Below are 18,955 nucleotides of genomic sequence, written 5' to 3' on the forward strand. Positions count from 1 at the left end.
TGGATCTCTCCATGCCCAGCCGGGGTAGCGTTGGGTCATGGGAAAGATCCGGGACTCAGTCGATGCCAGGGCCTTGCGCTTTGCCATCGGTTTCCCCCTCATGCTGGCCGCCGGATTCGTGGTGTGTGCGCTGCTGGTGCGGCCGGAGCTCCCCGAGCCGCTGGCCATCCGCTGGACCGACGCCGGTGCCGTCGACTTTGCGCCGTTCACCGCCTTCGTGGGCGCCGGTGCCGCGCTGATCGTAGTTGTGGGCTGGGCCGTGCTGCTGCAGGCCGTGCCGCTGTCCCGGCCTGTGATGATGCGCCGGATCATGATGGGCGCCGGATTTGCCATGAGCCTCTTCCTCACCACCGTCCTCGCCGCCGCCCTCGTGGGACAGTTGGGACTGCCCGACGCGCGGGGCTCCCATGTGGACGCCTCGGTCCTGGCCCTGGGAAGCGGCGCAGCCCTCGCCATGGGCTTCGTCATGGGCATGGTCTTCAAGGCAGACGAACGCTGGTCTGTCGATGACGACCTCGCCGTCCGCCAGGCCCTCCAACGCGAACAGGATCCTGAATTGGCCAGGGACCGGGTCAGTCTCTGGGTCCATGCCCGCAGTTCGATCTTCGTCATGCTTGGCATCGCGACGCTCTTGCCCGCGGCCCTCTTCACCATTGCCGTGCCGTGGGTCTCTGCCCTCCTGGTGGCCGCAGCCCTGGTGGCGGCGGCGTTCCTGGTGGCCCGGATCCGGGTTGACCGGAGCGGCCTGCGGGTCTTCGTGGCAGGTTTCGTCCGTGTCATGAATGTTCCAGCCGCGGCTATCGACGCCGCCACGCCCAGGGACGTCAGGGCGGCGGACTACGGCGGCTGGGGCTACCGCATCCACGGCAACACCACAGCGCTGCTGGTCAGCAGTGGCCCCGCGGTGGTCATCGACCGCTCGGACGGGCACCGGCTCGCGGTGAGTGGCGGTAGCGCCGCCACGGCGGACAACATTGCCCAAACGCTTTCCCGGGTGGCGGACAGGGCGCGGCGGAACGGCGGGGCCCCGGCCACGTAACACGGCGGCCCGATCCAGCCCCCGGCCCGCCACAGCACCGTCCCGGAAGACGCGGCCTAGTAGGCTTGGACGAGACCTCGACCGCCCCGGCCGCCGCCCCGCGCCGCAACTGAACGGAACAGCCGTGACCATTTCTGACTTCCCCCGCGTGCACATTGCCACCGACCACGCCGGTATGGAGCTCAGTGCCCACCTCGTCAGCCACCTCAGCGCCAAAGGTTACGACGTGGTGGACCACGGCCCCGTGGAATACGACGCCCTGGATGACTACCCGTCGTTCTGCATCAACGCCGCCCTCGCGGTGGTCGCGGACCAGGAAGCCGGAACCCACGCCCTGGGCATCGTGCTCGGCGGATCCGGCAACGGCGAGCAGATTGCCGCCAACAAGGTCAAGGGCGTGCGCGCGGCACTGGCGTGGAACCTCTCCACGGCCCAGCTCGCCCGCGAACACAATGACGCCAACGTCGTCGCCGTCGGCGGCCGCCAGCACAGCGTCGATGAGGCAACGGCCATCATCGAGGCCTTCCTGACCGAGCCGTTCAGCAACGACGAGCGCCACGTCCGCCGGATCGGCAAGATCGCCACCTACGAGCGCACCGGCGAAGTCGTCCTGTAGTGCCGGAGGGGCACTCCGTCCACCGGCTGGCCCGCCAGTTCGGTGACGTTTTCGCGGGCCAGAGGCTTTCGGTCTCCAGCCCGCAAGGCAGGTTCGCGCCCGGCGCCGCCCTGCTGGACGGCCATGTCCTGACGTCCGCGACCGCCCACGGCAAGCATCTGTTCCTCGGGTTCGACCACGGCCTGGTCCTGCACGTCCACCTGGGCCTCTACGGTGCCTGGAATTTCGGCGGGGATGCCACCTTCCGTGGTGCGTCCAGCATCGGGGCGCCCCGGAAGGTGGGGGAGCGGGAGGTGTACGACGCCGATGACGCCGGCAGCGCGGCGGGGCCGGCCGTCGTTTGGTGCAGCGTCGCCTGCCTACACAGGGCCACCAGAACCGGTGGGCGCGGTCCGCGTCCGGCTGGTGAGCGGGCACGGCTGGGCGGACCTGCGCGGCGCCACTACCTGCGAGGCGATCATCGCGGCCGAAGCCGCGGCCGTCGTCGCCCGCCTGGGTCCGGACCCGCTGGGCAACCGACCAGGGGACCGGGACGCATTTGCCGCCAGCGTGACGGCCAAACGGGCCCCGCTGGCGGGGCTGCTCATGGACCAAAAGGTGATCGCCGGCGTCGGGAACGTCTACCGGGCGGAACTGCTGTTCCGGCAGCGCCTCAACCCCTGGCTGCCCGGGACCGGACTGACGCCGGAGGCGGCACGCCGGCTCTGGGACGACACCGCCGCCATGATGTCCGACGGCGTCCGGGACGGCCGGATCATCACAACGCCGCCGCAGTACTGGGACACTCCGCCCCGGGACGGGCACGGCGACGCCGTGCCGAACACCGAGGCCGGCGCGCTGCCGGACGCACTGCCGGACCCGGACCGGGCGCACTTCGTCTACCGCCGGCACGGCCTGGACTGCCGTGACTGCGGCACGTCCGTGGCGCTCACGGAGCTCGGTGCCCGGAAACTGTACTGGTGCCCGCAGTGCCAGCAAGCCTGAACAGCCCCTGAACACAACTGAGTAGTCCCCATCCGGCATATGCGCCGCAAGGCATGAAACAGGCATGAAAAAAGCCCCTCCGTGGAGGGGCTTTTTCGTCATATTTCAGAGGGGACGACGGGAATCGAACCCGCGTAATCAGTTTGGAAGACTGAGGCTTTACCATTAAGCTACGTCCCCGGGGGCGATGCTGGATTTCCAGCAAAACTTCCGGGCGGCTGTTCAAGCCGGATACAACTAAACCCAATTCAGGGCCCCGGTGTCAAATGTGCAAATCGGCGCAGTATGACCGTAGACTGTTCTGTGCACTTACGGGGTGTAGCTCAGCTTGGCTAGAGCGCCTGCTTTGGGAGCAGGAAGTCGCAGGTTCAAATCCTGTCACCCCGACTCTGCAAGCACTGCCAGCACGTGGCAATGCAGAACCCTATTCCCCCCACACCAGGAGTACTTAGACTGTGAAGAGCGCTGTCGAGAACCTCACCCCCACCCGGGTCAAGCTCAATGTTGAGGTCCCCTTTGAGGAATTGAAGCCCAGCATCGCAGAGGCATACAAGACTGTTGCTTCGCAGATCCAGGTTCCCGGTTTCCGCAAGGGCAAGGTCCCCTCCAAGCTCATTGACCAGCGCGTCGGCCGCGGCTACGTCTTGGAGACGGCCATCAACGAAGGCCTCAACGGCTGGTACCAGGCTGCCGTGCAGGAAACCGGCATTCGTCCCCTGAGCCGTCCCGAAGTTGAGATCACCGAGGTTCCGGACCCGTCCGCCACCGACGGCGAGCTCAAGTTCCACGCCGAGGTTGACGTCCGCCCCGAGATCGAACTGCCGGACTACGCCGGCATCAAGGTTGAGGTTGCCGCCGCCGAGTCTTCGGACGCCGACGTCGACAAGGCCATGGACGAGCTTCGTGGCCGCTTCGGCACCCTGAAGTCCGTGGACCGCCCGGCAGCCGACAGCGACTTCCTGACGATCGACATCGCAGCCTCGATCGACGGCGCCGAGGTTGACTCCGCCTCCGGCCTGTCCTACCAGGTTGGCGCCGGCACCATGCTCGAAGGCCTCGACGAGGCCGTCACCGGCCTCAGCGCCGACGAGGACGCCATCTTCGACACCACGCTGGTCGGCGGCGAGCACGCCGGCGAGTCCGCTCAGGTCAAGGTCACCGTCAAGGCCGTCAAGGAGCGCGAGCTCCCCGTCGCCGACGACGACTTCGCCCAGCTCGCCAGCGAATTCGACACCCTGGCCGAACTCCGCGAGGACCTGGCCAAGCAGGCTGCCGAGTCCAAGGTTGTTGAGCAGGGCGTCGAGGCCCGCGACAAGGTCCTGGACAAGCTCGTTGAGCTCGTCGCCGTCCCCGTCCCGGAATCAATCGTCGAAGAGCAGCTCGAGCAGCACTTCAACGCCGAGAACGCCCACGGTAAAGGCGAGCACGACACCGAGGAGCACCGCGCCGAGGTCAAGGCCAACACCGAGCGTGCCTTCCAGAACGAGATCATCCTTGACGCCATCGCCGAAAAGGAAGAAGTCAACGTCAGCCAGAACGAGCTGATCGACTACATCGTCACCACCGCCAGCCAGTACGGCATGGACCCGAACCAGTTCGCCCAGATCATCGATCAGAGCGGCCAGGTTCCCATGATGGTTTCCGAGGTCCGCCGCCGCAAGGCACTGGCCGTCGTCCTGGGCCAGGCCGAGGTCACCGACTCCGAGGGCAACAAGGTTGACCTGAGCGATTTCGTCCGCCCCGGCGACGAAGCCGCACCGGCCGCTGAGTCCGTCGAGGAAGAAGCCCCCGCGGCAGAAACCGCCGCCGAGGCCACCCCGAGCGATGACCCCGCAGCAGTGAAGTTCTAGCATTAGCGCTGACGGCCCCCCGGATCACCGATCCGGGGGGCCGTCTGTTTTAACCGGCGCCCGTTTAACCCCGCGACGGCGGACGTGCGCCGTCAGCGAACAGCCCGCCGCCAGCGAACAAAGCGGGCGTGAAAACGGTTAGTGTCGCTGTAGGAAAGTTCAGTGATGTCGTCCAATGACGTCACCGTCGCCAGCGAGAGGTAAGTACATATGTCACAGCAAGCAGGGGCGCCCCGGATGGCCACGGTCGATCCGGCAGCCCAGGATAACTACATTTACAACCGCCTGCTGAAAGAGCGCATCATCTGGCTCGGCTCCGAGGTCCGTGACGAKAACGCCAACGCGATCTGCTCCCAGCTGCTGCTGCTCTCGGCGGAGAATCCTGAACGGGACATCTACCTTTACATCAACTCACCCGGCGGTTCCGTCACCGCCGGCATGGCCATCTACGACACCATGCAGTTCATCCCGAACGACGTCGTCACGGTGGCCACCGGSCTCGCCGCCTCCATGGGGCAGTTCCTGCTCTCCTCGGGCACCAAGGGCAAGCGCTACGCCACCCCCAACGCCCGCATCCTCATGCACCAGCCCTCCGGCGGCATCGGCGGAACGGCGTCGGACATCAAGATCCAGGCCGAGCTGATCCTGCACATGAAGAAGGTCATGGCCGAGCTGACCGCAGACCAGACCGGACAGACCGTGGACACCATCCTCAAGGACAACGACCGCGACAAGTGGTTCACGGCCCCGGAGGCCCTCGAGTACGGCTTCTTCGACAAGATCGCGGCGCACGCAGGATCCGTGGCCGGCGGCGGCGGAACCAACGCCAACGGCTCCGGCAACAGCGGCGCTGCGACAGCCACCGAGAACTGACCGGCACGTAGACAGTAATGAATTCAGGAGCAATGAACATGAACTACAACTTCGGTTCGACTGCCGGCAACCTGCCGAGCAGCCGCTACGTGCTGCCCCAGTTCGAAGAGCGCACACCCTACGGCTTCAAGCGCCAGGACCCGTACACCAAGCTGTTCGAGGACCGCATCATCTTCCTGGGCGTCCAGGTCGACGACGCCTCGGCGGACGACGTCATGGCCCAGCTGCTGGTGCTCGAGTCCACSGACCCGGACCGSGACATCACGCTCTACATCAACTCTCCGGGTGGCTCCTTCACCGCCATGACCGCGATCTACGACACCATGACGTACATCCGGCCGGAGATCCAGACCGTCTGCCTCGGCCAGGCGGCCAGCGCAGCAGCCGTGCTGCTCGCGGCCGGCACGCCGGGCAAGCGACTGGCACTGCCGAACGCCCGTGTCCTGATCCACCAGCCTTCACTCTCCGGTGGACAGGGCGGGCAGGCCTCCGACCTGGAGATCCAGGCCGCCGAGGTCATGCGCATGCGCTCCTGGCTCGAGGACACGCTGGCCAAGCATTCCGGCCGGACGCCGGAACAGGTCAACAACGACATCGAGCGGGACAAGATCCTCACCGCCGCCGAGGCCATGCAGTACGGCCTGATCGACCAGGTCCTGGATTCCCGCAAGATCAAGCCCCAGGCGATCGCGCGCTAACCAGCAATTCGCGACGCGCCGGTGCGGCACTTTACTTGGCCGCACCGGCGTCCGCTTTCCACCCAACGGGCCCAAAGTGACCTAGAGTGGAACATGTCACAGCCAGCAGCAAGCTACTAAAGGGGTTCACACATGGCTCGGATTGGCGAGAGCACTGATCTGCTGAAGTGTTCTTTCTGCGGAAAGAGCCAGAAGCAGGTTCGCAAGCTCATTGCCGGGCCCGGCGTCTACATCTGCGACGAGTGCATCGAACTCTGCAACGAGATCATCGAAGAAGAACTCGCGGAAGTAGCTGACCTGGGCAGTTTCGAACTGCCCAAGCCCCGCGAGATCTTTGACTTCCTGCAGGAATATGTGATCGGCCAGGAGCCGGCCAAGCGGTCGCTCGCCGTCGCGGTCTACAACCACTACAAGCGGATCCAGGCCGGCCACGCCCCGAAGAGCGGCAGCCTCGCGGACGGCGTGCACCACGACGACGTCGAGATCGCCAAGTCCAACATCCTGCTGATCGGTCCCACCGGCTGCGGCAAAACCTATCTGGCCCAGACCCTGGCCCGCCGCCTCAACGTCCCGTTCGCTGTGGCCGACGCCACGGCCCTGACCGAGGCCGGCTACGTCGGCGAGGACGTCGAGAACATCCTCCTCAAGCTCATCCAGGCCGCCGACTACGACGTCAAGAAGGCCGAACAGGGCATCATCTACATCGATGAGATCGACAAGATCTCRCGCAAGAGCGAAAACCCGTCCATCACCCGGGACGTCTCGGGCGAGGGCGTGCAGCAGGCGCTCCTGAAAATCCTCGAGGGCACGGTGGCCTCCGTCCCGCCGCAGGGCGGCCGCAAACACCCGCACCAGGAATTCATCCAGATCGACACCACCAACGTGCTGTTCATCGTGGCCGGCGCCTTCGCCGGGCTCGAGGACATCATCGGTTCTCGTTCCGGACGCAAGGGCATCGGCTTCGGMGCGCCCCTCAACGAGGTCAAGAACACCACGGATTCCTACGGCGAGGTCATGCCCGAGGACCTGCTCAAATTCGGGCTGATCCCGGAATTCATCGGCCGGCTGCCGGTCATCACCACGGTCTCGAACCTGGACCGGGCAGCGCTCATCCAGATCCTSTCCACGCCCAAGAATGCCCTCGTCAAGCAGTACCAGAAGATGTTCCAGCTCGACGGCGTCGAACTCATCTTCGAGGACGAGGCACTGAACACCATCGCCGACCAGGCGCTGGAGCGGGGCACAGGGGCGCGCGGGCTCCGCGCCATCATGGAGGAAGTCCTGCTTCCGGTTATGTTCGATCTCCCCAGCCGCGACGACGTCGCGAGCGTCGTGATCACAGAAGAGGTCGTGACCAAGAAGGCGGCGCCCACGATGATCGCCCACGACGTCAAGCGCCGCAAGTCCGCCTGACCGTCCTGACGCCCGGAATAAATCAGGCCCAGCGATAGCTGTCACCTTTGGCGCGCCCTGCGTCTGATGTACGACTGGCATCTGACCTGACCTGATCTCATCCGACCTGCCTGCCGCAGCGCGCTTACCCGCAGACTTCCATCCCGCAGACTTCCATAAGGAGAACACCTGTGCCTGAAACCCTGACCAATAAAGCCGACTTCTGGTTCGACCCCATGTGCCCCTTCGCCTGGGTCACTTCGCGTTGGATCGGCGAAGTCGAAGAAGTCCGCGACATCCAGACCGAGTGGCAYGTGATGAGCCTTGCCGTACTCAATGARGGCCGCGAGGAACTGCCCGAGCAGTACAAGGAGTTCATGAAGAAGGCGTGGGCTCCGGTCCGCGTCATCATTGCCGCCTCGGAACAGCATGGCGCGGAGTACATCAAGCCGCTCTACGACTCCATGGGCACCAAAATCCACAACGAAGGCAACAAGGACATTGACGAGGTCATCGCCAAGTCCCTGGCCGAGGCAGGACTGCCCGCCGAACTGGCCGCMGCCGGCCAAAGCGATGAATTCGACGCCSAGCTGCGCACCAGCCACGAGGCCGGCATCTCCCTGGTCGGACAGGACGTGGGCACCCCGGTGGTGGCATTCAACGGCACGGCCTTCTTCGGCCCGGTCCTGACCCGCATCCCTCGCGGCGAGGACGCCGGGAAGATCTGGGACGCCACRGTGACCCTGGCATCCTTCCCGTACTTCTTYGAAATCAAGCGCAGCCGGTCCGAAAGCCCGGCCTTCAACTAGGCYTCCGGGMACCGCGCGGATACCTCYAGGAGCCCCGAAAGAATTACTCTGATGTAGTTCTTTCGGGGCTCTTGTGTATGGCAAACAGGAGGATAACAATGGAACTTACCCACTTCGAAAGAAGAGGGACGCAGGAACCAAAGATTCAGTGACACTCATCCGACGCAGCCTTCGGCAAAGTCAGATGATGGCTACCAGTGACGAGGTAGGAAGACCTGGAAATCCAAGGATCCCGCCAGATTGTCTAAGACGTCACGTGACAATCGAAAAGTCGAAGCCCCACCAACGGCTAACGCTGATGGGGCTTCCCCTTTGCCCAAAAACTGGCAGGGTCCAAAAACTGGCAGGGTCCAAAAACTGGCAGGGTCCAAAATCTGGTGATTGCCCAAAAACTGGTCAGAGSGTGGGGTCCTGACCTTGCARCGACAGGCGAGCACCCCGGYCTGCGGATCASGGCMGAAGGAACAAGCCCGATTGCACCGCTGTTGYTTCCAATGGCAGGGCMGCGGTYCCGTGATGTCCATACATCCGGCCGGTRCTGTCCTGTGTCCTGTCCGCCCGYGACCATTGGAGCGCCATGCCYATCACTGCCCACCTTGATTTGAACCTTAAAGCGGAATCCCTGCCCACGGCGCCTGACGTGCTCCGCGACATCCTCTCCGATACACGGGCGTTTGACGGCTGCCTCGGYGTCCATGTGCTGGTCGACASCAATGATCCGGCRCACTTTCTTGTGGTGGAACAGTGGGCATCRCTGGAGCACGATTCCGCCTACCGCGCSTGGCGGGCAGGGCCCGGCGCGAGCGGGCTGGGAGAGCTCCTGGCGGCCCCGCCCGTGCTGACACGCTTCGAGACCTCCTTCGAGATTTAGGGCGCCCGGAAGGCAAAGACCMGAAAAMMAAARGGGGCCTCCGCCCGGCCTRAGCCGGGCGGAGGCCCCCTTKTGGTTGTCGCAGCCTGCTAGGACTGSGCGGGCGGCTCGGCCGGTGCCAGCACGACGTCGCTGACGGTCAGTTCGCCCTCGCCGGCAACCAGCGCCAGTTCCCGTGCGTTGGCGGCGGCCTTGAGGTCGGCGAGGCCGGCCTTCAGCTGCGTGGTGAGGGATTCCGAGGCCGTGATCGTCGCGGACAGCACCTCGGTGCGCTGCTTGACCTTGGCCTCGGACTTGGCCTTGCGGATGCCGCTGAGCGCGGTGCCGACCGTGGCSAGGAGGGTCGTATCGCCGTCGACCGCGATGGCGGACGGCCACTGGGCGCGGTGCACGGAACCGGTGCGCCACCAGCTCCAGACTTCCTCCGTGGCGAACGGCAGGAACGGCGCGAAGAGCCGCAGGAGGGTGTCCAGGCTCGTCGCGAGGGCGGCCAGCACGGACGCCTGCTGCTCCTCGCCGGCCGCACCATAGGCGCGGTCCTTGATGAGCTCCACGTAGTCGTCCGTGAAGTTCCAGAAGAAGCTCTCGGTGATCTGCAGGGCCCGGGCGTAGTCATAGCCCTCGAACGCCTTGGTGGCCTGCGCCACGACGTCGGCGAGCTGGGCCAGGACAGCCCGGTCCAGCGGGTTGCTCAGCACCGAAAGGTCACCGGAAACCACCGAGTCCTCGGTGGCGCCCAGGTTCAGGACAAACTTGGAGGCGTTGAGCAGCTTGATCGCCAGGCGGCGGCCGATCTTCATCTGGGCGATCTCGTAGGCCGTGTCCGCGCCGAGCCTGGCCGAGGCAGCCCAGTAGCGGACTGCGTCGGAGCCGTACTCGTCGAGCACATCCGTGGGCACAATGACGTTGCCCTTGGACTTGGACATCTTCTTCCGGTCCGGGTCCAGGATCCAGCCGGAGATGGCCGCGTGCTTCCACGGCGCCGTCTTCTGCAGCGCGTCGGCGCGGACGGCGGAGGAGAACAGCCACGTGCGGATGATGTCGTGCCCCTGCGGGCGGACGTCGAACGGGTAGACCTTGGCGAAGAGCGCCTCGTCGGTGCTCCAGCCGCCCACAATCTGCGGCGTCAGCGAGGACGTTGCCCACGTGTCGAGAACGTCCGCGTCGCCGGTGAAGCCGCCCGGCACATCGCGCTGGGCTTCCTCGTAGCCGGGAGCCGCATCCGCCGCGGGGTCCACCGGGAGCTGCGCGTCGGACGGGACGATCGGGGCGTCGTATACGGGGTTGCCGTCGGCATCCAGCGGGTACCAGACGGGCACCGGCACGCCGAAGAAGCGCTGGCGGGACACGAGCCAGTCGCCGTTGAGTCCCGAGATCCAGTTCTCGTAGCGGGAGCGCATGAAGGATGGGTGGAACTCGATCTCGTTGCCGCGGCCGATCAGCCGTTCGCGGCGGTCCTCGTCGCGGCCGCCGTTGCGGATGTACCACTGGCGGGAGGTGACGACCTCGAGGGGCTTGTCACCCTTCTCGAAGAAGTTCACCGGGTGCATGATCTTCTTCGGTTCGCCGTCGAGCAGGTCCGCGGCGGCCAGGAGCTCCACCACGCCCTCTTTGGCGCTGAACACCGTCTTGCCGGCGATGGCCGCGAAGTTGGCGCGGCCTTCCTCGGTGGTGATCCACTCCGGGGTCTCGCCGAGGATGCGGCCGTCACGGCCCACGATCGCCCGGGTCGGCAGCTGCAGCTCGCGCCACCACGTGACGTCGGTAAGGTCGCCGAAGGTGCAGACCATGGCGACGCCGGAGCCCTTGTCCGCCTTGGCGAGCGGGTGGGCCTTGACCTCTACCTCGACGCCGAACAGGGGAGAGGTGACCTTCTTGCCGAACAGCGGCTTGTAGCGCTCGTCGTCGGGGTTCGCCACCAGCGCGGCGCAGGCGGCCAGCAGTTCGGGGCGGGTGGTCTCGATGTAAATCTTCTCGCCGTCTTCGGTGAAGAACGGGTAGCGGTAGTAGGCGCCCGCGACTTCGCGGTCCTCAAGCTCGGCCTGGGCCACCGCCGTGCGGAAGGTGACATCCCACAGCGTGGGCGCCTCGGCCATGTAGGCGTCGCCGGCGGCCAGGTTGGCCAGGAAGGCGCGCTGGGAGATCGCGCGGGACTTATCATCGATGGTCCGGTAGGTCAGGTCCCAGTCCACGGACAAGCCCAGGGTCTGGAAGAGGTGCTCGAACACCTTCTCGTCCTCGACCGCGAGCTCTTCGCACAGCTCGATGAAGTTCCGCCGTGAAATGACGTCGAAGTCGCGCTGGTTCTTGGCGGGCTCCGCCGGGGGCCGGTAGGCGGCGTCGTAGGCGATCGCCGGATCGCAGCGCACGCCGTAGTAGTTCTGCACGCGGCGCTCGGTAGGCAGGCCGTTGTCGTCCCAGCCCATGGGGTAGAAGACGTTCTTGCCGGTCATGCGCTGGTAGCGCGCCAGGACGTCGGTCTGCGTGTAGGAGAACATGTGTCCGACGTGGAGGGATCCCGACGCCGTGGGCGGGGGGGTGTCGATCGAGTAGACCTGTTCCCGCGTGGTGTCCTGGTTGAACTTGTAGGTCCCTTCGTCAAGCCAGCGCTGCGTGAGCGTGTCTTCCAGCCCCTCCAGGGCGGGCTTGTCCGGAACGTTGATGGGGGCGGTGGTGGGCGTGTCTGTACCCTGTTTGTCTTCAGCCATGGGCTCAATTCTCCATTATTTCTGCCCTCGAAGACACCGGACCGTACTTTGGGCACGCGGCGCGGGGTCCCCGTCGTTGCCGCTAGGGTGGTGCCATGACTGAGGGAACCGATAACGCAGGAACTGCAAATACGGCAGCAGCCGACGCAAAAACAGCAAAAGCAGCACTGGTCACCGGCGCGAGCACCGGAATCGGCGAGGCCACCGTGCGGGCGCTCCGCAGCGAAGGCTGGACCGTGTTCGCCGTCGCCCGCCGTGCCGACCGGCTCGAGGCGCTCGCCGCCGAAACCGGCGCCGTCGCGCTTCCGGCCGATGTGACCGACGACGCCGACGTGGCCCGGCTGCTCGACGAGGTGACCCGGGCCGGCGGCATCGACACGCTGATCAACATCGCCGGCGGAGCCCGCGGCGCCGACAGGATCGCCGGTGCCAAGACCGAGGACTGGGAATGGATGTTCCAGGTCAACGTGCTGGGCAGCATGAAGCTGATCCGGGCGTTCCTGCCGATGCTGCGTGCCGGCGGCGAGGGAACCGTGCTGAACCTGACCTCCACCGCCGGGCTCGGGGCCTACGAGGGCGGCGGCGGCTACAACGCGGCCAAGTTCGCCCAGCACGCCCTGACCGGGGCACTGCGGCTCGAAGAGGCCGAGCACAACGTCCGCGTGATCGAGGTGGCCCCCGGCCTGGTCCAGACCGAGGAATTCGCCCTGAACCGCCTCGGCGACCAGGACGCGGCGGCCAAGGTCTACGCGGGCGTCGAGAAGCCGCTCACCGCCGAGGACGTCGCGGACGTGGTCCGTTACGCCGTCGTCGCGCCGCACCACATCAACCTGGACCAGATCGTGATCCGCCCGGTGGCGCAGGCGGCGAATTACAAGCTGATCCGCAAAGCCTGACGCCGGGCGCTTATCCACCGGCCGGTACGTAGAGCGTGGCGAGGACCGCCGCGTGGTCGGACCCGGCGACCGGCAGCACGGTGTAGCCACGGCTGCGCACCTGCGGGCCGGTCACGATGTGGTCAATCACCACGCCGGGCAGCGGCGGGCCGGCCATGGGCCACGTCGGCACCAGACGGGCCAGGGCCGCGGCGCCGGCGTCGACGAGGGTTCCGTCCTGGCCGTCGCCGGCGGAACCTGCTCCGGCGGCCCCCGCCAGTATCTGGCGGAACTCGGCGTGGTCGAGCGTGGCATTGAAGTCGCCCAGGAGCAGCACGTTGCCGGGACGGGCGGCAACGCGGCCCAGGGCGGCCAGTTCGCTCCGCCACTGTCCTGCCCGGCCCCACACGGGAGCCTTGGCGTGCACGTTGGTGACGTTGAGGGATACGGCCCGGCCGCCGGCGTCGAGCTCCAGCTGCACCGTGGGCATGTGGAAGGCTGAACCGTCCACGGAGTCCACCGGACGGAGCGGGCGGGAGGAGTACACGGCCCCGCCGCCCGCGCCGTCCCTCGTGCGGCTGATCCGGTACGGAAGCAGCGCGCCCAGCCCCGCCTCATCCATCCGGCTTTCCAAGGCCGGGGAGAGCTCCTGGACGGCAAGGAGCCCGACGCCGTTCTCGCGCACCAGCCGCACCACCTCCGCGGCGTCCGCCTGGCCCTTCCAGGCGTTGAGGCTCATGACTGTCAGTTCGGCCGCCGGCAGCGCTCCGCCGCCCCGGACGCTGCTGCCCTGTCCGGTGCCCTGTCCGGTGGACTGCTCCTGCGGCGGGTCCGCCTGGCGCGCCAGGAGTCGGTCGGCCACGCGGTCGGGCGGGAACAGCCACAGCAGCTGCAGGGCCAGGAGGGCGCCGGCCGGGACGGCCAGCCAGGGACGGCGCGCGCGCAGCGCCAGCACGACGGCAGCGCCGGCGGGGAGCACGAACCAGGGAGTGAAGGCCACGAGCTGCACCACGGGGGCCGGCCATGGCACCGGGATCGCCCGGAAGAGGGACACTGCCGCGACGGGTGCGGCGCAGAGCACAGAAGAGAGCTGCCAGCGGTGGCTCGAGCTGCGGCTCTTCACTGATCGGCCTGCGGCGGCCCAGGGGCGGTCATGGCACGAGTCTATGCAGTCGGGCCGCCGGCGTCGCCCCTCCCGGCAGAGTTTGCCGCGCTGTGAAACGCCGTATTTTCTCCGGTACCATCGTCTTAGCAGCTTTGACCCGGCCATCACCGGTGAGCTTCCGGAAGAACGCCCCCGCGAGGCATGCGATCGCTTAGCTTGAAATCGCTGGGGCCAGTAGAACCGGACGGGTAAGCCCGTCACAGCAGTAATGAGCGGCCGACGCCGGTGCAGCCCTTTCTTGAAAAGGCGCACCCCGGTGGCGGTAAGTGAGGTGGTACCGCGGTGCCGGTGTTGTCGAAAGACAGTGCAGGGCCGTCCTCGCATCCTGAATGAATACATGTGTTCGCCGCTCAACCCAGGATGTCGAGATGACTTATTACCCCAAGGCCTCCGCCGCACCCGCAGGCGCCGGTTCCACCAAAGCAGGCGTGTCCGCCTCCGTGAAGTTCCCGGAGATCGAAGAGCGCATCCTCAAGTACTGGGACCAGGACGGCACCTTCCAGGCCAGCATCGACCAGCGGGACTCTGACCTTCCCGGCGGGAAGCCCGGCAGCAACGAATTCGTCTTCTACGACGGCCCGCCTTTCGCCAACGGCCTGCCCCACTACGGCCACCTCCTGACCGGCTACGCCAAAGACCTCGTGGGCCGCTATCAGACCCAGCGCGGCCGCCGCGTCGAGCGGCGCTTCGGCTGGGACACGCACGGCCTGCCCGCCGAGCTGGAAGCCATGAAGCAGCTGGGCATGACGGACAAGACACAGATCGAGGCCATGGGCATCGACAAGTTCAACGACGCCTGCCGTGCCTCCGTCATGAAGTACGCCGACGAGTGGAAGAGCTACGTCACCCGCCAGGCGCGCTGGGTGGACTTCGAGAACGACTACAAGACCCTCAACGTCGAGTACATGGAGTCCGTGCTGTGGGCCTTCAAGCAGCTGCACGAAAAGGGCCTGACCTACAACGGCTACCGTGTGCTGCCTTACTGCTGGAAGGACGAGACGCCGCTGTCCAACCATGAGCTGCGCATGGACGACGACGTCTACAAGAACCGCCAGGACCAGACCGTCACGGTGACCTTCCCGATCACGGCGGGGGAGTCGGAGCTGTCCAAGCAGCTCGCCGGGGTGCAGGCGCTCGCCTGGACCACCACGCCCTGGACGCTGCCCACCAACGCGGCGCTCGCCGTCGGGCCTTCCATCACCTACGTGATCCTGCCAGCCGGACCGCACGGGATCAAGGCCGCCGCTGCCGAGGCCCCGGTCACGGGCAGCTTCCTGCTCGCCGCGGACCTCCTGGGCGCCTACGCCAAGGACCTTGGCTACGGCGATGGCGCCGAGGGAGTCGCCGCCGCGGAAGCCGCCATCACCTCCCGCCACACCGGCGCCGAGCTCGACGGGCTGGCCTACGAGCCGCTCTGGGACTACTTCCACGACAACGAGAAGTACGGCAACCAGAACGCCTGGCGCTTCCTCGAGGCCGACTACGTCACCACCACCGACGGCACCGGCATCGTCCACCAGTCGCCCGCCTACGGTGAGGACGACCAGAAAATCTGTGAAGAGGCCGGCATCCCCGTGGTCCTCTCCGTGGACGAGGGCGCCAAATTCCTGCCGCTGTTCAGCCACGGCCCGCTGGCCGAAATCGCCGGACTGCAGGTGTTCGAGGCCAACAAGCCCATCACCCAGGTGCTCCGCGCCCAGGGCCGGCTGGTCCGCCAGGCCAGCTACGAGCACAGCTACCCGCACTGCTGGCGCTGCCGCAACCCGCTGATCTACCGCGCCGTGTCCTCCTGGTACGTCGAGGTCACCAAGTTCAAGGACCGCATGTCCGAACTGAACCAGGACATCAACTGGATCCCGGGCAACGTCAAGGACGGCCAGTTCGGCAAGTGGCTCGCCAACGCCCGCGACTGGTCCATCAGCCGCAACCGCTACTGGGGCAGCCCCATCCCGGTCTGGCAGTCCACCGACCCCGACTACCCGCGCACCGACGTCTACGGCTCCCTGGCCGAGATCGAGGCCGACTTCGGCCGCCTGCCGCTGAACAAGGCCGGCGAGGTGGACCTGCACCGGCCGTTCATCGACGATCTCACCCGCCCGAACCCGGATGACCCCCGCACCCCGGAAGAGGGCCAGTCCGTCATGCGCCGGGTCGAGGACGTCCTGGACGTCTGGTTCGACTCCGGCTCCATGCCCTACGGCCAGGTGCACTACCCGTTCCAGAACGAGGAATGGTTCGACACCCACAACCCGGCGGACTTCATCGTCGAGTACATCGGCCAGACCCGCGGCTGGTTCTACATGCTGCATATCCTCTCCACCGCGCTGTTCGACCGGCCGGCCTTCCGCAACGTCATCAGCCACGGCATCGTGCTGGGCTCGGACGGGCAGAAGATGTCCAAGAGCCTGCGCAACTACCCGGACGTCTCCGAGGTCCTGGACCGCGACGGCTCCGACGCCATGCGCTGGTTCCTGATGTCCAGCCCCATCCTGCGCGGCGGCAACCTCGTGGTCACCGAGCAGGGAATCCGCGACGGCGTCCGCCAGGTCATCCTGCCGCTGTGGAACGTCTACAGCTTCTTCACCCTGTACACGAACGCTGCTGCTAACGGGAACGGCTATGACGCGAAGCTCCGCTACGACGGCTACGCCGACACCCTTGACCAGTACCTGATGGCCAACACCGGGGACCTGGCCCGGAACATGACCGCCCAGCTGGACAGCTACGACATCTCCGGAGCCTGCGACGAACTGCGCAGCTACCTGGACATGCTCACCAACTGGTACGTCCGCCGCAGCCGCCAGCGCTTCTTCGACGAGAACGTGGACGCCTTCGACGCGCTCTACACGGCGCTGGAGACGGTCTGCCGCGTGGCCGCGTCCCTGCTGCCGCTGGTCTCCGAGGAGATCTGGCGAGGCCTCACCGGCGGCCGCTCCGTGCACCTGGCCGACTGGCCGGACGCCGGACTGTTCCCGGCCAACGCCGAACTGGTCGAGGCGATGGACCGGGTCCAGCAGATCTGCTCCACCGGCTCCTCGCTGCGCAAGGCAGCGAACCTGCGCGTGCGCCTGCCGCTGCAGGAGCTCACCGTCGTGGCACCCGGCGCGGACGCGCTGGGAGGCTTCGCCGCCGTCGTCGCCGATGAACTGAACCTGCGCTCGGTCCGCCTGCTCGACGCCGAGAGCGCTTCCCCGGAGGAGTTCGGCATCGAACAGAAGCTCGTGGTCAACGCCCGCGCCGCCGGCCCGCGCTTGGGCAAGAACGTCCAGCAGGCCATCAAGGGCTCCAAGTCCGGCGACTGGTCGGTCAGCGACGCGGGGGTGGTCACCGCCGGCGGCCTCGAGCTCGAACCGCAGGAGTACACGCTGGAAACCGTCGTGGCCGAAGCCGCGGAAGGCGAAGGATCCCGCGCGGCGGCTGTCCTGCCCGGCGGCGGGTTCGTGGTCCTCAACACCGAGGTCACACCCGAACTCGAGGCCGAGGGGACGGCGCGTGACATGGTCCGCGCCATCCAGCAGGCCCGCAAGGACGCCGGACTCAATGTCAGCGACCGGATCAGCACCTCCGTCACCGCCAAACCTGACGTCGTCGAGGCGCTGCTGGCCAACGCCGAGCTCGTCAAGACCGAAACCCTCACCATCGAGCTGGAAACCGTGACGGCCGACATCAAGGACCCGCAGGTCAGTGTTGCCAAGAAAGTTGGGGCCTAAGCCATGACCGACGAATTCTCCGTAGAGAGCGTCTACGCCGAGCTGCTGGGCCGGGCGCCGGAAAACAAGATGGAACCAAGGCTCGCCCCGCTGTTCCGTGCCATGGAAATCCTGGGGGAGCCGAACAAGGCGTTCCCGATCATCCACGTCACCGGCACCAACGGCAAGACCTCCACGGCCCGGATGATCGAGGCCGGGCTGCGCGCCCACGGCCTGAGCACCGGCCGCTACACGAGCCCGCACCTGTCCAAGGTCACCGAGCGGATCAGCATCGACGGCGCCCCTGTGCCGGACGAGACGTTTGTCCGGATCTGGGACGAGATCCGGCCCTACCTGCAGATCGTGGACAGCGAACTCGAGGCCGAGGGCCAGCCGCGGCTGACCTACTTCGAGTGCCTGACCATCCTGGGCTTCGCGGTCTTCGCCGACCAGCCGGTCAATGTCGCCGTGATCGAGGTGGGCCTGGGCGGGATCACCGACGCCACGAACGTCGGCGACGGCCAGGTATCCGTGATCACCCCGATCTCCCTGGACCACACCGACCTGCTCGGCGACACCACCGGTGACATCGCCTACGAGAAGGCCGGCATCATCAAGCCCGGCGGCTTCCTGGTCAGCGCGGCGCAGCCCGTCGACGCGGCCCAGGTCCTGCTGGAGAAGGCCAAGGAGGTCAACGTCCCGTTCCGTTTCGAGGGCGTGGAGTTCGGCGTCGAAGCCCGCACCGTCGCGGTGGGCGGCCAGATGGTCACCATCCAGGGCCTTGCCGGCCGCTACGAGGACCTGCTGGTGCCGCTGCACGGCGCCCACCAGGCCGAGAACGCCGCCGTCGCGATCGCCGCCCTGGAAGCGTTCTTCGGCGGGGAAAAGCCGATCGACGCCGAGATCCTGCAGGAAGCGTTCGCCTCCGTCACCTCCCCGGGGCGGCTCGAGGTGGTCCGCACGTCGCCGACCATCATCGTGGACGCGGCCCACAACCCCGAAGGCATCCGGGTTTCCGCCGAGGCCATCCACGAGGCCTTCAACTTCACCAAGCTGGTGGTGGTGGTGGGCGTCCTGCGGGAAAAGGACGCCGAGGAAATCCTCCGCCAGCTCAAGGAATCCCTGGGCGGCCTCGCCACCGAATACTGCTTCACCGAGTCCAACTCGCCCCGGGCCGTCCCGGCCGAGGATCTCGCCGAGATTGCTGTTGACCTCGGCTTCGGCGAGGACAACATCCACATCGCGGCGAAGCTGGACGACGCCCTCGAATGGGCCGTGGAACGCGCCGAAGCCGACGACGAACTCGCCGGCGGGGTCCTGGTGACCGGCTCCATCACGCTCGTCGCGGACGCCCGGATCCTGCTCGGAAAGGCGGATGCGTAAGCG

At 66.7% G+C, this 18,955-nt stretch carries 13 protein-coding genes, 2 tRNA genes and 1 pseudogene; 13 read left to right on the forward strand and 3 right to left on the reverse strand.

Going from position 1 to position 18,955, the window contains the following annotated elements; genetic code table 11:
• The first annotated feature begins 37 nt into the window (after positions 1–37).
• The 3 genes and pseudogenes from AC1DEY_RS13295 (at position 38) to AC1DEY_RS13305 (ending at position 2,639) form a co-directional block, all read left to right on the forward strand.
• Positions 38–1,039, forward strand: coding sequence for a hypothetical protein (locus tag AC1DEY_RS13295; protein ID WP_476868343.1), 1,002 nt, complete (start codon positions 38–40; stop codon positions 1,037–1,039).
• 124 nt (positions 1,040–1,163) lie between these two features.
• Positions 1,164–1,655, forward strand: coding sequence for a ribose-5-phosphate isomerase (locus AC1DEY_RS13300; protein ID WP_476868344.1), 492 nt, complete (start codon positions 1,164–1,166; stop codon positions 1,653–1,655).
• Positions 1,655–2,639: pseudogene (locus AC1DEY_RS13305) on the forward strand (Fpg/Nei family DNA glycosylase). The gene AC1DEY_RS13300 and the pseudogene AC1DEY_RS13305 overlap by 1 nt, the downstream one beginning before the upstream one ends.
• A gap of 109 nt (positions 2,640–2,748) precedes the next feature.
• Here the strand turns inward: AC1DEY_RS13305 and AC1DEY_RS13310 are convergent.
• Positions 2,749–2,819, reverse strand: a tRNA-Gly gene (locus tag AC1DEY_RS13310).
• Between the two features lie 132 nt (positions 2,820–2,951).
• On the opposite strand from AC1DEY_RS13310, the gene AC1DEY_RS13315 reads away from it, so the two are divergent.
• From AC1DEY_RS13315 to AC1DEY_RS13345, 7 genes are all read left to right on the forward strand, one after another.
• A tRNA-Pro gene (locus AC1DEY_RS13315) sits at positions 2,952–3,026 on the forward strand.
• Between the two features lie 68 nt (positions 3,027–3,094).
• Positions 3,095–4,489 carry a trigger factor gene (tig, locus tag AC1DEY_RS13320; protein WP_476868345.1) on the forward strand — a complete coding sequence of 465 codons (1,395 nt, stop codon included), beginning with the start codon at positions 3,095–3,097 and terminating at the stop codon, positions 4,487–4,489.
• Positions 4,490–4,726: 237 nt separating this feature from the next.
• Entirely contained in the window at positions 4,727–5,362 is a 636-nt protein-coding gene (locus tag AC1DEY_RS13325; protein ID WP_476868368.1) for an ATP-dependent Clp protease proteolytic subunit, read from the forward strand.
• A 38-nt stretch (positions 5,363–5,400) separates the two neighbouring features.
• Positions 5,401–6,060, forward strand: a complete 660-nt coding sequence (locus AC1DEY_RS13330) for an ATP-dependent Clp protease proteolytic subunit (RefSeq protein WP_026266422.1) — start codon at positions 5,401–5,403, stop codon at positions 6,058–6,060.
• A gap of 132 nt (positions 6,061–6,192) precedes the next feature.
• A complete protein-coding gene (clpX, locus tag AC1DEY_RS13335; RefSeq protein ID WP_229993382.1) occupies positions 6,193–7,473 on the forward strand; it encodes an ATP-dependent Clp protease ATP-binding subunit ClpX in 1,281 nt (426 codons plus the stop codon).
• Positions 7,474–7,643: 170 nt separating this feature from the next.
• Positions 7,644–8,261, forward strand: a complete 618-nt coding sequence (locus AC1DEY_RS13340) for a mycothiol-dependent nitroreductase Rv2466c family protein (protein ID WP_476868346.1) — start codon at positions 7,644–7,646, stop codon at positions 8,259–8,261.
• A gap of 577 nt (positions 8,262–8,838) precedes the next feature.
• Positions 8,839–9,132 (forward strand): putative quinol monooxygenase, encoded by a 294-nt coding sequence (locus tag AC1DEY_RS13345; protein WP_476868347.1) that lies wholly within the window; start codon positions 8,839–8,841, stop codon positions 9,130–9,132.
• A gap of 89 nt (positions 9,133–9,221) precedes the next feature.
• Here AC1DEY_RS13345 and valS read toward each other — a convergent pair whose 3' ends face one another.
• Entirely contained in the window at positions 9,222–11,840 is a 2,619-nt protein-coding gene (gene valS / locus AC1DEY_RS13350) for a valine--tRNA ligase (RefSeq protein ID WP_476868348.1), read from the reverse strand.
• 95 nt (positions 11,841–11,935) lie between these two features.
• Between valS and AC1DEY_RS13355 the strand changes: the two genes are divergently transcribed.
• Entirely contained in the window at positions 11,936–12,736 is an 801-nt protein-coding gene (locus AC1DEY_RS13355) for an SDR family oxidoreductase (RefSeq protein WP_441408747.1), read from the forward strand.
• 10 nt (positions 12,737–12,746) lie between these two features.
• On the opposite strand, the gene AC1DEY_RS13360 is transcribed toward AC1DEY_RS13355, so the two are convergent.
• Complete coding sequence (locus AC1DEY_RS13360) at positions 12,747–13,838, reverse strand: endonuclease/exonuclease/phosphatase family protein (protein WP_476868349.1); 1,092 nt, start codon at positions 13,836–13,838, stop codon at positions 12,747–12,749.
• Positions 13,839–14,248: 410 nt separating this feature from the next.
• Between AC1DEY_RS13360 and ileS the strand changes: the two genes are divergently transcribed.
• Positions 14,249–17,590, forward strand: coding sequence for an isoleucine--tRNA ligase (gene ileS, locus AC1DEY_RS13365; protein WP_476868350.1), 3,342 nt, complete (start codon positions 14,249–14,251; stop codon positions 17,588–17,590).
• Positions 17,591–17,593: 3 nt separating this feature from the next.
• Positions 17,594–18,952, forward strand: a complete 1,359-nt coding sequence (locus AC1DEY_RS13370; RefSeq protein WP_476868351.1) for a bifunctional folylpolyglutamate synthase/dihydrofolate synthase — start codon at positions 17,594–17,596, stop codon at positions 18,950–18,952.
• Positions 18,953–18,955: the final 3 nt, after the last annotated feature.

Source organism: Arthrobacter sp. 05T47 (genome assembly GCF_056395825.1).